This is a genomic window from Paraclostridium bifermentans (assembly GCF_964259345.1).
Lineage (GTDB): Bacteria > Bacillota > Clostridia > Peptostreptococcales > Peptostreptococcaceae > Paraclostridium > Paraclostridium bifermentans_B.
In genome coordinates this window covers 80,304-95,761 of sequence record NZ_CAXVJR010000006.1, presented here as the reverse complement: position 1 = coordinate 95,761, position 15,458 = coordinate 80,304, and the positions used below count along the sequence as shown (strand labels likewise).

The window sequence follows — 15,458 nt, the reverse complement described above, 5'->3', positions numbered from 1 at the left end:
TTTTATAATATAAATTTAGTTATTTTTATCACATCCCACTATGTACCTAGTTTTTCAATCCTAGGTACATAGTGTCAGTTTTCAGTCTACTGTCTATTTTTAGACACTTCTATATTATACTGATCTATCTTATAGTATAGCGTTGTCCTTGGTATATTAAGTATTTTAGCAGCTTTAGCTTTATTTCCTTTAGCCATATCTAAAGCTTTACTTATAGTATTTATTTCTAATTTACTTATAGCTTTATTTAAATCTAATGGATATTCTTCAGTTAATAAATTATTCTTTTTGCTTGATTCAATAATATGAACAGGTATATCATCTATTTCTATATTATTACCTCTAGATAGTACAACTATGTTTTCAATAGTATTTTTTAATTCTCTTATATTACCTTTCCATGTATATCTTTGAAGTATATCAATAGCTTCTTTACTTATATTTAAAGTTTCTTTTCCATTTTGCTTACATATTTCTTTTATAAATTTATCTACTAATAATAATATATCTTCTTTTCTTTCTCTTAAAGGAGGTAAATCTATTTCTACTACATTTAGCCTGTAGTATAAATCTTCTCTAAATTTATCTTGTGCTACTAAGTCTTGTAAATTTTTATTTGTAGCAGATATTATTCTTGTATCTATCTTTATTGTTTTTTCTCCACCAATTCTCCTAACTTCTCTTTCTTGTAATACTCTAAGAAGTTTAGCCTGCATACTTAAAGGTAAATCTGCTATTTCATCTAAAAACACAGTTCCACCTTTTGCTAGTTCAAATATACCCATCTTCCCTTTTTTGTTCGCACCTGTAAATGCTCCTGATTCATATCCGAAAAACTCACTTTCAAATAATTCTGATGGTATAGCACTACAGTTCACTGGTATAAATGGTCCTTTTCTCTCACTGTAATCATGTATAGCTCTTGCAAAAACCTCTTTACCTGTACCACTTTCTCCAAATATAAATATACTGCTAGTTGTTTTAGATACTCTTTTAGCTACCTCTTTAGCTCTTTCTAACTTATAACTTCTTCCTAAAATATTATCAAAACTACCTTTAGATAATATTTTCACTTCATCTTCTAAATATTTCAATCTATCATTAGCCTTATCTAGCTTGTGAGATAGTTTTTTAGCTTCTGTTATATCTACTTCTGTACAAACTACACCTACAAATTCTGAATTTATAAATATAGGATTTGCATCTACAAGACCATAAACATCATTTTCTTGATTCTTATATATTCCACTTTCTCTGGTTTTCGTTTTTAAAACTTTAGAAGATACAGTTCCTTTTAAATATTTTTCTATATTTTGACCTACTATATATTCCGATTTTATTCCATATCTATTTTCCATAAATTTATTCCAAAGCACTACTTTTCCATCTGTATTTATTGCACATATACCTTCTTTTATTTCTCCTACAATATGCTTAATTGTTATCCCATAATCTTCTAACTCCATATATAAAAAATCTCTTATATGTTTTTGATTCACAACCCCTATAATCTTTTCATTTTCTAATACAGGAAGTACTCCTATATTATTTTTCATCATTATATTCCTACACTCATCTATTTTAGCTTCTTTATTTACAGATATTAAATCTGTTGTCATTATATTTTTTACTAATTCATTTTTATAATCTTTGCGTTTTATAGATAAATGACATATATCTGTTAAAGAAACTAATCCTTTAATTCCGCACTTTCCATTATCAACCATAATTTCTCTTTCATTTTGATTGACGATTAAGTCTATAGCTTCTCCTAGAGTAATATTTTCATCCACTAATATAAATTTTTTACTCATTACTTCTTTTACTATCTTGGTCTCTGGTACAGAAAACATTAACAACCTCCCACGTACTACTTTATTATTAAAATATATTATACTATATAGTTCTTTTCTGTAATCTATATATTTAATTTTAAACATATAAAAAGAGCATTATAGCTTCTTTCTACTAAAATACTCTTTTTTATTTTTTATTTAATTATAGTAACTTTATTTTTTTCTTTGAATTCCATTAGAGTCGATTTCATATCCTTCATTATATAAAAGCTTTGATAAAGGCACTATATCATGTTCTTTTTTTAATTCTCTTATTATTATATCTAAATATTGTTTATTATTTTTTACATCTCCATGAAATAATACTATAGATCCCGAATCAACACTTTTTAAAACTCTATCTACAACATGATTAGTTCCAATTTCTTTCCAGTCAAAAGAGTCTATATCCCATTTAACTGTAGTATATCCAAGTTCTTCACATATTTTCAAACTATCATTATCAAAATCCCCAAATGGAGGTCTATACATAGTTGGTCTTTCTCCTGTTATTGCTTCTATTTTATCTGAAGCAATACTTAACTCTTTTTTCAAGTCCTCATCACTTATTTGTGTCATATTTGCATGTGTATTAGAATGACTTCCTATATCATGACCTCTTTTATGTATTTCTTCTACTATTTCTTTATTTTCATCTACCCAATTTCCAACTAAAAAGAATGATGCTTTTACCTTATGTTTATCTAATAAATCTAATATTTCATATATATTAGAATCCCCCCACGATATATCAAAGGTCAACGCTAGTTTATTATTATTATTTTCAACTTTATTAATAGGCATATTTTTAGAGTTCATATTCGTACCTATATACTTCGCGCTATAAACAACACCAAACACTACAGTTAATGTCAGTGTAAAAAATAAAATGCTGCATACCAAAGATTTGATTCTATTTTCTTTTTTCATATAATCCCCCCATTACTAAGTACTCTAGTACAAGTTTATTTTTATTTTTTTCAAAAAATTACTATTAAATTAAATTTATTAATTGGGAAACTTAATTGTAATCTATTTAAAAGGTGGTGTTTATTTTGAATAATTTAAGAAATGAGTTTGGCGTATTAAAAGGTAAAGTAGAAGATAACTCTCCTAGAAGTGTAAACTTAAATAGTACTCATTATTTAAGAGAGGCTCATGGTATTCAAGAAGGTATTAGAAAAGATAAAAAAATTAAGATTAATAAAAAATTCAAATAAAAAATTATAAAATATGAATATAATTTTTCATTCGGGTTAAATTAATATCAACAACAAGATATAAATTGTTGTTAGACATCTAATAGTTTAAGGAGGAAGTTTACTATGTCAACTAAGAAAGCCGTTCCTGAAGCAAAAGCAGCATTAAATCAAATGAAGCTAGAGATCGCTAATGAGTTAGGATTATCTAACTACGATTCAGTAGATAAAGGTAACTTAACTGCTAGACAAAATGGATATGTAGGTGGATACATGACTAAGAAACTAGTTGAAATGGCAGAAAGACAAATGTCTGGTAAGTAGATAGTAAATTGTACACCTATCATCTTTTGAGAAAGGCTACCTATTAAAGGTAGCCTTTTTATGTAACTACATATTTTAATTATATAAATGTATTTATGTAAATATCAAATTCTACTTTTATTTTTATATGTTTTAGTTTAATATAATTATATAGAAACATTATACGGAGGATGATATTATGTTTGAAAACTCATCTGAAGAATTAGCTTACCATAAATTATTAATTTTATATGTGTTAGAAAAGACAAATATGGATTTAACTAATTCTCAAATTACTCAGGTTATACTTGAGACAGAAATTATGAATTATTTTTCATTACAACAATTTCTATCACAACTTATGGATGCTAAATTCATAAAAATATATGAAGATTCAAATAAGGAGTATTATACTCTAACACAAAAGGGTATTGAAACTCTAGAATACTTTTTATCTAGAATACCTACTCAAATTACGGAAAAACTAGATGAATATATACGATTAAATAAAGAAAACTTACTAGCAGATACTCAAGTAAAATCAAGTTTTGTTAAGCAAAGTGATAATGAATATATAGTAAATCTAAGAGTTATAGAAAATCAATCTAACTTAATAGATTTAAATCTAAATGTTTCTTCCGAGAAGCAAGCAAAATTAATATGTGATAATTGGAAAAAGAATGCATCTTATATGTATGCAGAAGTAATAGATTTACTTATTACAAACAAAAATTAGCCTACGCAAATACTATAGTAGTAGGCTCTTTTCCTACCTTAATTTCATTTATATATTTATTCGCACCCGTTTCGTACACTTTAACACTATTATTAAAAGTATCAGTTACAAACAAATATCTACCATCTTCAGATAAAGCTAATCCCTGAGGATTTCCATTCATTTTTATACATCCTATATTCCTATAATTATTATAATCTAAAATTTTTATATCCTTATATCCCAAATCTGCTATATATATTTTTTCATTTTTTAAATCAATACATATTTCAATAGGTATTAATAAGTTTTCTATAATTTTTACTATTTTTAAGTTATACTTATCTAACACTACCATTTTTCCATCTAATGTAGATGTATATATCAATCCTTTATAGTTATCTACTTTCACATGCCAAGCTTTAAAATCCATCTGAATTTTTTGCTCTATTTGTTTATTAAATGTGTTTATACATATTAAGGAATCTATACAAGGAACATATAGTCTATCTGTTTTTTCATCTAAAGAAAAACCATGTGGCATATTATCTACACTAATTACACCTATAGGCTCCAAAGTATTTTTATTTACCACATATATACTATTAGAATCTTCATTCGATATAAATAATTCATTTCTACAAAGCATTACTTGACTGAGATTCCCTCCAATAGACACAGAGTCTATTATCTTTTCAGATTTCATATCCAATACATATAATATTCCATCAAAGGAACTCGGTATGTACATAATATCCTTCTCTTTTTCTATATAAAAATGATGAGGATATATATCAGCTCCAAGTTTTATCTCTTTTTCCAAACTGAGCGCTTCATGATCTATAACACTTATACTCTGTGATAAATAGTTAGATGTATATAACTTCAAAATAAAACCTCCTCACTTAATAAGTATACTAACATAGTATATTTATTCGAATACTTGTCTTATTACTGTTTTTTATGCTTGAAATACATCGATATTATTTGATATTATTTACTTAGTATATTTTGGGAGGTTATAGTAATGAAAGTATCTTTTAAACCATCAGGTGTTTGTTGTAAAGAAATGATATTTGATATCGATGAGAATAATATAGTTACAAATGTTGATTTTGTTGGAGGATGTCCTGGAAATTTAATAGGTCTTAAGCAATTAATAGAAGGAAGACCTGCTAATGAAGTAGCTGATAAATTAGAGGGGATTTCTTGTGGAACTAAATCAACATCTTGTCCTGACCAATTTTCTAAAGCTTTACGTGAGCAATTATCTAAATAATGTAATAAAAATAAAGCATATCAAAACGATATGCTTTATTTTTATATATCCCTAACTATAGTTCTTATATTTCCTATCATATATAAAGACCCTGCACATATTATTACATCATTTTTACTAGCAACTTTTAATGCACCTCTAACAGCATCTTCTATTTTAGATTTACATTCTACTTCTACATTATACTTTTCTATTTTTTCTGTAAGTTTGTTAGCATCTATAGATCTTGGATTATCTGGAGTAGTAGTTATAACTTTATTAAATCTAGGTATTAATAAATCTAACACAGAACTTATATCCTTGTCTTCTAACATACCTATAACTAATATCTTATTTTTATCTTCAAAGTATTTATCTATAGAATTCGCAAGAGAAGTAGCTCCTTCTTCATTATGCGCTCCATCTATTATCACCATTGGCTCTTCTTTTATTTTTTCTATTCTACCTGGCCACTTAGTTTCTTTTAATCCGTGTCTTATACTTTCTTCATTTATATTTAAGTTTTCCTTAGAATTTATATAGTTTATTACATTTAGTGCAAGCACTGAATTATTTACTTGGTGATCACCTATTAATTTTATTTCTAAGTCTTTATATTCTTTTCCACCTATAATACAATCGTATTTTTGGAAATTAATATTTGATTCTTTTATATTTATATCTTTAAAGTTACATTCTATATATGTAGATTTCACTTCATCGCATATATTTTTTATAACGTTTTCAGCTTCTTTGTTCTGAGGATATACTATAGTAGGACATCCTTCTTTTATAATTCCACCCTTTTCAAAAGCTATTTTTGCTAATGTGTCTCCTAATATTCCTGTATGATCTAAACTTATAGAAGTTATAACGCTAGCTAATGGTTTATCAATAACATTTGTAGCATCATATCTTCCCCCTAGTCCTACTTCTAGTGCTACAAAGTCTACTTCTTTTTGATTATAGTAGTAAAACGCCATAGCAGTTACTATTTCAAATTCTGTTGGATATGAATATCCATCCTTAACCATAATTTCTATCTTTTCTTTTATTAAAGCTACAATTTTAGCTACTTCTTCTTCAGGTATATTTTCTCCATCAACTCTTATTCTCTCTGTAAAAGTTTCTAAAAAAGGAGATGTATATAAACCTACTTTATATCCACTTTCTTTTAATATGCTTGATATAAATGAACAAGTAGAACCTTTACCGTTAGTTCCAGCTACATGAATTATTTTTAAGTTTTCTTGAGGATTGCCTAGTAATTCTAATAATTTTTTTATATTATCTAATCCTAGTCTAACCCCAAATTTATGACTTTCATGTATGTAATTTAATGCTTCATTATAATTCATATTATTCCTCCATAATACATTAACTAAGTATTTTAATTATCTTCTATTAATTTCGTCAAAATACTTAGTTAATCCTTTATAAATACATTTATTTATATCTATATTTAGTAATTTATTCTAAGTCCTTTTGGATAGTGATTTTTAAGTACTCCATTGGATTCTTTTCCCCAGCCAAGAGGCACTCCTTCTACTGTTACTAGAACCCATCCTCTACTTTGTCCTGTACTTATAGTATTTCCTCTTAAGTAATTTAAAACTTCTTCATTATCTAACTTTAGGTTTTCAACATTTTTCACGTCTTCAGGTTTTAAATAATGTGATAATGCATGAGACGGTTCAAATCTATTCTTCTTTAATACCCCTAAATGAAGTCCATATCTTAAAACTTTTAATTTTTTTGTATCTGGTGACTCTTGTGGTATTAAATATAGATTTTCTCCTCTTATATCGAATTTATCTCCCATATTTATATTTAAGAATTTTTTTTCAAAATCTTTATAATCTTTTAACTCTTTATCTAATCTTTTAGTTTTTATTTCTTTCGTGTTGCAATCTTCATCTTCTAACTTTTGTATCTTAGCGACAAAATGACCTTCTCCTTTTACTTTATGAGGCCATACTCTATCGATTTCTATAAGCTTTGCATTTTTATATTCTTCTATAAATTCATTTATTACAGTTTCATTTTCTTCCTTTGCAAAAGTACATGTAGAATAAACTAATACTCCTCCATTTTTAAGCATATCATAGCCATCTCTTATAATTTCTCTTTGTATAGATTGACACTCTAATACTTTTGCATAAGACCAATCTTTTATCGCTACTTCATCTTTTCTAAACATACCTTGTCCAGAACATGGTGCATCAATTACAACTTTATCAAAGTATCCTGTAAATACTTTTCTTAAATTATTAGAATCTGTATTAGTTATAATACAGTTTTTAGCTCCAAATCTTTCTAGATTTTCACCTAATGCTTTTATTCTTATTGGATTTATTTCATTAGATACTAAAAGCCCTGTATCATTCAATTTAGATAATATATATGTAGATTTTCCTCCAGGTGCAGCACACATATCAAGTATCTTTTCACCTTCCTTAACATCTACTTTAGGTACAACGCTCATAGCTGATGGCTCTTGTAAATAATATGCCCCTGCTTCATGTAAAGCATTTTTACCAGGTCTATCTATAGTTTCATCATAATAAAATGCTTCATCAGCCCATGGTATTTGACTTAATTGAAATAAATTTAAGTTTAGAAAATCTTCTTTATTTATTTTAAGAGTATTAACTCTTAACCCTGTTGTTTTTGGTTCATCATAACTTTTTATAAAATCAGCATACTCCTCTTTAAGTATATCTTTCATTGCGTCTAAAAATTCTTGAGGTAGTTTTGTCAATTTGTATCGTCCTTCCTAGTTCTTATATCTTTATATATTAATCTATATAATCTATTTTATGAAATTTCATTCAAACTATAAACATTATAATAAACTATATAATACACATCAACAAAATTCGCTTCGCTTTCTATAAAAAATTAAAGAGTTGCCTAAAATTAGACAACTCTTTATTAATTAGTTATTTATATATTTTTCAAATACTTCCGTAAAATCTTTATTGCTATAATTTATTCTTAAAGATTCCATCCAGTCTAAATTAAAGTTTGTAAGTTCTTTAACTATATTAACTGCATTTCCTTCTAATGCACATCTTGATATAGAATCATTTGCCATTTGAAGACCTTTAGTTCCATCTTCTATAGAAGTATTATTTTTACCTTGTTTAATTCCTATTTCAACTAATGTTTTATATAAATCTTTTAATTGTTCTAATTGTTTTTTATCAACATCTATACTAAAACTTTCATTTCCAAAACTAAATTTTATTTCTACATCTAAGTCTACTGTTCCTGCTGTTTCTAATGTTACAGAATGAACTCTTTCATAGTAAAATTCATGTCTTTTTACAGTTCTTTTTTTACTAACCGCAGTTGCTCCATCTACATGTAATAATCCTCTATTTGTAAAAACATACTCATCTGACTTTGACTTTATAACGAAAAATATCTTTTCTCCATCTTCATGCATTATGTAGTCATCGCCATCTACTTTATCAAAGTCTTTAGGTGATATTATTTTACCTATATCAGATAACCCCAATGTATCTGCTGCTACTTTTCCAAAAAAATTTCCTGCCATACAAACCCCTCCTAATTGTAAATTATTTTATATATTATTATATACTATTATTAACATTAAAGACTAACTTAATTATATATGTTTATTTGAAGTAAGTTTATTATTGTGGTAAAATTTTCAATGTCAAAATATAATAGGAGAATTAGTCATGGATATATCAAACAATAATATGAGTAATAGAACCAAAGGCATTTTGTGTATAATAGCATCTGCTCTTGGTTTTGCTATGATGTCTACATTCGTTAAACTATCTGGCAATTTACCTGTATTTCAAAAAACTTTTTTTAGAAATTCAATTTCTTTTTTATTTGCTTTAATTATGGTTTTAAAACAAAAGGAAAGTCTATTTGGTAAAAAAGAAAATAGAAAGCTCTTACTTTTAAGAGCTACAACAGGAACTTTAGGAGTATTATTTAACTTTTATGCTATAAGTAAATTAGTTTTATCAGATGCTAATATGTTAAATCAATTAAGTTCTTTTTTTGCAATAATTCTTTCAGCTATATTTCTTAAGGAAAAAGTTAGTATGAACCAATTTATTTCTATAATAGTAGCTTTTATTGGAGCATTGTTTATTATTAGGCCTACATTTAATATGGATATACTTCCAGCATTAATAGGAGTATCAGGCGCTATATGTGCAGCATCTTCTTATACTTGCCTTAGGGCTTTAGGAAAAAAAGAAAAAGGAGCTACTATAGTATTTATTTTTTCTTTATTTTCATTAATAGTAATTTTTCCTTTGATGCTTGTAACTTATAAACACATGACACTTTTACAGCTTTCATATCTTATACTTGCTGGAGTTTCTGCAACTATAGGTCAGTTTGGAATAACATTTGCGTATAAGTATGCTCCCGCTAAAGAAATATCAATTTTCAACTATACTAATATAGTTTTTGCAACTATTATGAGTATCTTTTTATTTCATACTATTCCTGATGAGTTTAGTATTATAGGATATTTTATAATTTTTTCAGCTGCACTTTATATGTTTATGTATAATAAAAAGTTAGACAAGATAAATATATAGAAATTAGGATGTTTCCAAATATTTAATTTTTATTTTGAGGTATCCCAATTTTTATATCATCTTAATAAACAAAGGGACTATCTACAAAGATAGTCCCTTATTTTTATTAGTTCATTTTAGCTTCTATGTTTTCTATTCTTTCAAGAACTGATTTAATCATTTCTTCGAATTTCTCTTTTTTAGCTTTTTCTTCATTAACTAAACTTTCTGGAGCTTTAGCTAAGAATCCTTGGTTAGAAAGTTTTCCGTTAACTCTCTTTATTTCGCCTTCTAATTTAGCTTTTTCTTTATTTAATCTCTCTAATTCTTTAGTAAAGTCTACTAATTCATCAAGAGGTATAAATATTTTAACTCCATCTATAACAACACTTACTGCATCTTCTGGTACATTAGTTTCATCTTCAACTATTTCAACTACTGATGCAGATGCTAATGTTACAAAGTAATCAGCTCCAGCTTCCATAGCTTCTTTCTTTTCAGCTGTTGGAACTATTATAACTTTAGCTTTCTTTGATGGTGGTACGTTCATTTCAGCTCTTACATTTCTTATGTTTCTTATACCATCCATTGTTAAGTTCATCATTTCTTCTTCTTTAGCCATATTGTCAGTTTCATTGTAGTGAGGCCACTCAGCCACTACTATACTTCCTTCTACAGTTGGAAGGTGAGTGTATATTTCTTCAGTTATAAATGGCATATATGGGTGAAGAAGTTTTAATATTTTCTCTAATACATATGTTAATGTATATAAAGCTGTTTGCTTAGCAGCTTTATCATCAGAGTATAATCTAGGTTTAACTATTTCTATATACCAGTCACAGTACTCTGACCAAGCAAAGTCGTATATCTTTTGAGCTGCTATTCCTAAGTCAAATTTGTCCATATTATCATTAACTTCTTTAACTAAGTTATTAGCTCTAGATATTATCCACTTATCAGCTAAAGTCATATTAGATTCTACTGATTCTCTAGTTACACCATTCATTATTTCTTCATCTATATTCATGAATACAAATCTAGATGCATTCCATAATTTATTTGCGAAGTTTCTAGATGCTTCAACTCTTTCCATGTAGAATCTCATATCATTTCCTGGAGAGTTTCCAGTAGTTAACATGAATCTTAAAGCATCAGCTCCGTATTGATCTATAACTTCTAATGGGTCTATTCCGTTTCCTAAAGATTTACTCATTTTTCTACCTTCAGAGTCTCTTACAAGACCATGTATTAATACATGCTCAAATGGAGTTTCTCCCATACAGAACATTCCTGCAAATGCCATTCTTACAACCCAGAAGAATATTATATCGTATCCAGTTACAAGTACACTTGTTGGATAGTAGTAATTTAACTCTTCTGTGTTATGAGGCCATCCTAATGTTGAGAAAGGCCATAATGCAGAAGAGAACCAAGTATCTAGTACGTCTTCATCTTGCTTGAAGTGAGTATGTCCACACTTACATTCTTTTGGCATTTCTTTAGCAACAACTACTTCACCACACTCTTCACAGTAGTAAGCTGGTATTTGGTGACCCCACCATAATTGTCTTGATATACACCAATCTCTTAAGTTTTCTAACCATTGAGTATATGTCTTATCAAATTTATCTGGTACGAATTGTAATTCCTTCTTCTTTAATATATCTAAAGCAGGTTTTGTTAATTCATCCATCTTAACGAACCATTGATCTGATAATCTTGGCTCAACTACTGTATGACATCTATAGCAAGAACCTACATTGTGGTTGTGGTCTTTTATAGCTATTAAGTATCCTGCTTCTTCTAAGTCAGCTATAAGTTGTTTTCTACACTCATATCTGTCCATACCTTCGTACTTACCAGCTAATTTATTCATAGTTCCGTCTTCATTCATTACGTTTATCTTTTCAAGATCATGTCTTTGACCAACCTCAAAGTCATTAGGGTCATGAGCTGGTGTCATTTTAACTGCACCTGTTCCAAACTCTAAATCAACATAATCATCAGCAACTATTATAAGTTCTCTTCCTACTAAAGGTAAAATAGCATGCTTTCCTACTAAGTGAGTATATCTCTCATCTTCAGGGTTTACTGCTATACCAGTATCTCCTAACATTGTTTCTGGTCTAGTAGTTGCTATTTCTAAGAACTCTTCACTACCTGCTATTGGGTATTTTATATGATAGAACTTTCCATCATGCTCTTCATGCTCAACCTCAGCATCAGATAATGTAGTTTTACAATCAGGACACCAGTTTATTATTCTGTTTCCTCTGTATATTTGACCTTTTTCATATAATTTTACAAAGAACTCAGTAACTGCTTCATTACAACCTTTATCCATTGTAAATCTTTCTCTATCCCAGTCACAAGAATCTCCTAACTGTTTCATTTGGTCTACTATTTTTCTACCAAATTCATTTCTCCAGTCCATAGCTCTTTTTAAGAACTCATCTCTTCCTAATTCGTACTTAGTTTTTCCTTCTTGTTCTTTTATTCTTTCAACAACTTTAACTTCAGTTGCTATAGATGCATGGTCTGTTCCTGGTTGCCATAAAGTTTCATATCCATCCATTCTCTTCCATCTTATAAGTATGTCTTGTAATGTATGGTCTAGTGCATGCCCCATGTGTAATTGACCTGTTATGTTAGGTGGGGGAAGCATTATTGTAAATGGCTTTTTATTTGGGTTTGGCTTAGATTTAAATAATCCTTCTTCTAACCACTTTGAATATAATCTTGATTCAAAGTCTTTTGGATTATACGTTTTTGGTAAGTTAGTATTTTCCATATCGATTCCTCCTATATAATTTATATTTATAATAAAAAAGAGCCCTTCATCCACATAAGGACGAAAAGCTCGCGTTACCACCTTAATTTTATATAGAATAGTTTTAATTATATTCTATATAACTCTTAATAAATTTAACGATTCTCACCGTCTAAACTTACTACTATTTCAGTTTAGAAACTCCAAAGCTACCTTCTGCAATTCATTTCTTAGAAAGTCTTTCAGCCGGTGAACTTTCCTCTCTGTAAGTTGAGTTTGCATACTCCTCTTTTTCTTAGTTTTTAAATATGCTATTATCTTTTAATTATATTAATATCTACTATTATTGTCAATGTTTATAAATATTATATTCATTTAGTTAAATTTTGTTCCCAATAGTTTTTATGTTTATAATTTTCTTCTATAGGCAAAATAGTATACCCTTTTTCTCTAAGTGTGTCTATTATACCTTGTAGTGCTTTTACACTCTGTTCTTTTTCATGCATTAGTAATACTATTTCGTTATACTGTCCTGAATACATTTTTACATTTTCAATTATTTCTTTATCTGTAGCTCTCCAGTCCTGTGTATCTAAGTTCCAATCCCATATTTTATATCCTGAATCTATTAAAGCTTTATATGATTCTTTTGTTGCATATGGCTTACTTCCATAAGGTAATCTTATTAGCCTTGATGTCTTATTTGTTATATCTTCTAAAGTTTCTCTACATTTATTAAACTCTGAAACTGTTACTTCTGGCGTCTGGTATAATACATCTATATCATGACTTACACTATGAAATCCTAATGAATGTCCTTTATTAGCTAATAATTGTAGCTCTTGTTGATATTTTCTCATATTTCCATCAACCATAAAAAATGTAGCCTTCACATTGTTTTTTTCTAGTATATCTACTATTTCTTTTGTATATTTTGATGGTCCATCATCAATAGTTATGTACGCAACTTTCTCTGGTTTTGGCCTAGGTCCTCTTTCATTAATTTCACTAGTTTGGATTATGAGTTGTGTTAACGTTAATGTATCACTATTTATTAAATCTACATTTATATCAATATTCTCATTTGAAGTATTAATTAGTTTATCATATGTAAAAAATATTAAAATTAAAAGTATTAAAATTACAAACAAATTTAAAAAAATAGGCTTTATTCTTCTTTTCATCCCCACTTCCCCTTTATACTATTTATAAACTATGTATTAGTTTAATTATTGACACTTATATCAATCTATATAGCCTTTATTTAATAAAACTTCCTCATATTTTTATAAATATGTTTGCAATCCTAAAAATATTAAAAAAATAAAACTACTAGTTAGTAGTTTTATCCAATCTCAACCATGTCTCCATTTAGAGCATATATTATTTTTTCACATATATTTGTAGTGTGATCTCCTATTCTCTCTAAGTATCTTCCTACAAATAGAATTCTTACACCCTGATCTATATTTATGTCTTTTTCATGCATAACCTTCAATGTATGTTCTTGAACACAATCATATAATTTATCTACTAAATCATCTTTTTTAGCACTACTATATGCTAAATCTTCATCTTTATTTTGTAATGCTAGTTTTGCATCTTTTAACATTTCTATGCATATATCTTTCATCTTAGGTATATCAACTAATTCTTTTATATACTCTTCGTTGCCTATTTTAATAACTTCATCAGCTATATTAACTGAGTAATCCCCTATTCTCTCTAACTCTAAACATATACTCTCTAATGCATATACAAATCTTAAATCTTTTGCCATAGGCTGTTTTAATGCCATAAGTTCAATACTTCTATCTCTTATATAGTCTCTTAAAGCATCTATCTCATCATCTTCACTTCTGATTTTACTTGCTTTTTCTAAATCTTTATTTATCATGCAATCTATAGAATCTTCTAAGATTTCTTCACATTTATCAATCATTTTAAGTGTATAGTTAATAAGTGTATTTATATTTAACTCCAAGCTACTGTTGATCATATTAAAACTCCTTTTATTGATTGTTTTTATCTTGATATCAAATTTAATCTTACCCAAATCTTCCTGTTATATAATCTTCTGTACGCTTATCACTTGGATTTGTAAATATAGTTTTGGTTTCATCAAATTCTACAACTTCCCCATTTAAGAAGAATGCTGTTTCATCAGATACACGTGCAGCCTGTTGCATGTTATGAGTAACAATTACTATAGTGTATTTATCTTTTAACTCTTCTATAAGTTCTTCTACTTTAGATGTTGATATAGGATCTAATGCAGAAGTTGGCTCATCCATTAATATAACCTCTGGTTTCATAGCTATAGTTCTTGCTATACATATACGTTGCTGTTGTCCTCCAGATAGTCCAAGTGCTGATTTATTTAGTCTATCTTTAACTTCATCCCATATAGCAGCTCCTCTTAAACTTTCTTCAACTATTTTATCTAATGCTTTCTTATCTCTTATACCATGTATTCTTGGTCCATATGCAACATTATCATATATACTCATTGGAAATGGATTTGGTTTTTGAAATACCATACCTACTTTTGTACGCAATTTTATGACATCATCAGATTTATATATATCTTCTTCATCAACTAGTATTTCTCCTTTTATTTTTACACCTTCTATTAAATCATTCATTCTATTTAACGTTCTTAAAAATGTTGATTTCCCACATCCTGAAGGTCCTATCAAAGCTGTAACTTTATTTTCTTTTATATCCATATCTATACCTTTTAGGGCTTTATTTTCTCCATAATATAATTCTAAATCATTTACACTTATTTTTATGTTATTCAT

The 15,458-nt window shown here is 27.8% G+C and carries 15 protein-coding genes and 1 other annotated feature; of the genes, 5 read left to right on the top strand and 10 right to left on the bottom strand.

The features are described from left to right. Positions 1-86 precede the first annotated feature (86 nt). A complete protein-coding gene (gene prdR / locus ACEXNK_RS12860) occupies positions 87-1,853 on the bottom strand; it encodes a sigma-54 dependent transcriptional regulator PrdR (RefSeq protein WP_373598949.1) in 1,767 nt (588 codons plus the stop codon). A gap of 156 nt (positions 1,854-2,009) precedes the next feature. Further along, positions 2,010-2,765: a polysaccharide deacetylase family protein gene (locus tag ACEXNK_RS12855; RefSeq protein WP_373598948.1), complete on the bottom strand. Its 756-nt coding sequence runs from the start codon at positions 2,763-2,765 to the stop codon at positions 2,010-2,012. Between the two features lie 125 nt (positions 2,766-2,890). Between ACEXNK_RS12855 and ACEXNK_RS12850 the strand changes: the two genes are divergently transcribed. From ACEXNK_RS12850 to ACEXNK_RS12840, 3 genes are all read left to right on the top strand, one after another. Then, positions 2,891-3,055: a hypothetical protein gene (locus tag ACEXNK_RS12850; protein WP_373598947.1), complete on the top strand. Its 165-nt coding sequence runs from the start codon at positions 2,891-2,893 to the stop codon at positions 3,053-3,055. Positions 3,056-3,160: 105 nt separating this feature from the next. Further along, positions 3,161-3,358 carry a small, acid-soluble spore protein, alpha/beta type gene (locus ACEXNK_RS12845; RefSeq protein WP_373598946.1) on the top strand — a complete coding sequence of 66 codons (198 nt, stop codon included), beginning with the start codon at positions 3,161-3,163 and terminating at the stop codon, positions 3,356-3,358. Positions 3,359-3,536: 178 nt separating this feature from the next. Beyond that, complete coding sequence (locus tag ACEXNK_RS12840) at positions 3,537-4,073, top strand: DUF4364 family protein (protein ID WP_373598945.1); 537 nt, start codon at positions 3,537-3,539, stop codon at positions 4,071-4,073. A 1-nt stretch (position 4,074) separates the two neighbouring features. Here the strand turns inward: ACEXNK_RS12840 and ACEXNK_RS12835 are convergent, their stop codons facing one another. Continuing rightward, entirely contained in the window at positions 4,075-4,941 is an 867-nt protein-coding gene (locus tag ACEXNK_RS12835) for a YncE family protein (protein WP_373598944.1), read from the bottom strand. Between the two features lie 138 nt (positions 4,942-5,079). Here ACEXNK_RS12835 and ACEXNK_RS12830 point away from each other — a divergent pair, with 138 nt between their 5' ends. Further along, positions 5,080-5,331: a TIGR03905 family TSCPD domain-containing protein gene (locus ACEXNK_RS12830; RefSeq protein WP_373598943.1), complete on the top strand. Its 252-nt coding sequence runs from the start codon at positions 5,080-5,082 to the stop codon at positions 5,329-5,331. A 41-nt stretch (positions 5,332-5,372) separates the two neighbouring features. On the opposite strand, the gene ACEXNK_RS12825 is transcribed toward ACEXNK_RS12830, so the two are convergent. From ACEXNK_RS12825 to ACEXNK_RS12815, 3 genes are all read right to left on the bottom strand, one after another. Beyond that, positions 5,373-6,668 (bottom strand): bifunctional folylpolyglutamate synthase/dihydrofolate synthase, encoded by a 1,296-nt coding sequence (locus ACEXNK_RS12825; RefSeq protein ID WP_373598942.1) that lies wholly within the window; start codon positions 6,666-6,668, stop codon positions 5,373-5,375. 104 nt (positions 6,669-6,772) lie between these two features. Continuing rightward, a complete protein-coding gene (locus tag ACEXNK_RS12820; RefSeq protein ID WP_373598941.1) occupies positions 6,773-8,071 on the bottom strand; it encodes an RsmF rRNA methyltransferase first C-terminal domain-containing protein in 1,299 nt (432 codons plus the stop codon). A gap of 177 nt (positions 8,072-8,248) precedes the next feature. After that, on the bottom strand, positions 8,249-8,872 hold the full coding sequence (locus tag ACEXNK_RS12815; RefSeq protein ID WP_373598940.1) for a PH domain-containing protein: 624 nt from the start codon (positions 8,870-8,872) through the stop codon (positions 8,249-8,251). 148 nt (positions 8,873-9,020) lie between these two features. Here ACEXNK_RS12815 and ACEXNK_RS12810 point away from each other — a divergent pair, with 148 nt between their 5' ends. Continuing rightward, positions 9,021-9,905: a DMT family transporter gene (locus ACEXNK_RS12810; RefSeq protein ID WP_373598939.1), complete on the top strand. Its 885-nt coding sequence runs from the start codon at positions 9,021-9,023 to the stop codon at positions 9,903-9,905. Between the two features lie 106 nt (positions 9,906-10,011). Here ACEXNK_RS12810 and ACEXNK_RS12805 read toward each other — a convergent pair whose 3' ends face one another. From ACEXNK_RS12805 to pstB, 4 genes are all read right to left on the bottom strand, one after another. Further along, positions 10,012-12,675, bottom strand: coding sequence for a valine--tRNA ligase (locus ACEXNK_RS12805; RefSeq protein WP_373598938.1), 2,664 nt, complete (start codon positions 12,673-12,675; stop codon positions 10,012-10,014). Positions 12,676-12,728: 53 nt separating this feature from the next. Continuing rightward, positions 12,729-12,960: a binding site (T-box leader), on the bottom strand. Positions 12,961-13,025: 65 nt separating this feature from the next. Next, positions 13,026-13,838, bottom strand: coding sequence for a polysaccharide deacetylase family protein (locus ACEXNK_RS12800; protein WP_373598937.1), 813 nt, complete (start codon positions 13,836-13,838; stop codon positions 13,026-13,028). A 161-nt stretch (positions 13,839-13,999) separates the two neighbouring features. Continuing rightward, entirely contained in the window at positions 14,000-14,653 is a 654-nt protein-coding gene (gene phoU, locus ACEXNK_RS12795; protein ID WP_373598936.1) for a phosphate signaling complex protein PhoU, read from the bottom strand. 49 nt (positions 14,654-14,702) lie between these two features. Next, entirely contained in the window at positions 14,703-15,458 is a 756-nt protein-coding gene (gene pstB / locus ACEXNK_RS12790; RefSeq protein WP_373598935.1) for a phosphate ABC transporter ATP-binding protein PstB, read from the bottom strand.

Bases quoted from the DNA above. Each gene is read 5' to 3' on its own strand.
- prdR (WP_373598949.1), bottom strand. From the start codon at position 1,853: ATGTTTTCTGTACCAGAGACCAAGATAGTAAAAGAAGTAATGAGTAAA.
- ACEXNK_RS12855 (WP_373598948.1), bottom strand. From the start codon at position 2,765: ATGAAAAAAGAAAATAGAATCAAATCTTTGGTATGCAGCATTTTATTT.
- ACEXNK_RS12845 (WP_373598946.1), top strand. From the start codon at position 3,161: ATGTCAACTAAGAAAGCCGTTCCTGAAGCAAAAGCAGCATTAAATCAA.
- ACEXNK_RS12840 (WP_373598945.1), top strand. From the start codon at position 3,537: ATGTTTGAAAACTCATCTGAAGAATTAGCTTACCATAAATTATTAATT.
- ACEXNK_RS12830 (WP_373598943.1), top strand. From the start codon at position 5,080: ATGAAAGTATCTTTTAAACCATCAGGTGTTTGTTGTAAAGAAATGATA.
- ACEXNK_RS12825 (WP_373598942.1), bottom strand. From the start codon at position 6,668: ATGAATTATAATGAAGCATTAAATTACATACATGAAAGTCATAAATTT.
- ACEXNK_RS12815 (WP_373598940.1), bottom strand. From the start codon at position 8,872: ATGGCAGGAAATTTTTTTGGAAAAGTAGCAGCAGATACATTGGGGTTA.
- ACEXNK_RS12810 (WP_373598939.1), top strand. From the start codon at position 9,021: ATGGATATATCAAACAATAATATGAGTAATAGAACCAAAGGCATTTTG.
- ACEXNK_RS12805 (WP_373598938.1), bottom strand. From the start codon at position 12,675: ATGGAAAATACTAACTTACCAAAAACGTATAATCCAAAAGACTTTGAA.
- ACEXNK_RS12800 (WP_373598937.1), bottom strand. From the start codon at position 13,838: ATGAAAAGAAGAATAAAGCCTATTTTTTTAAATTTGTTTGTAATTTTA.
- phoU (WP_373598936.1), bottom strand. From the start codon at position 14,653: ATGATCAACAGTAGCTTGGAGTTAAATATAAATACACTTATTAACTAT.
- pstB (WP_373598935.1), bottom strand. From the start codon at position 15,458: ATGAATAACATAAAAATAAGTGTAAATGATTTAGAATTATATTATGGA.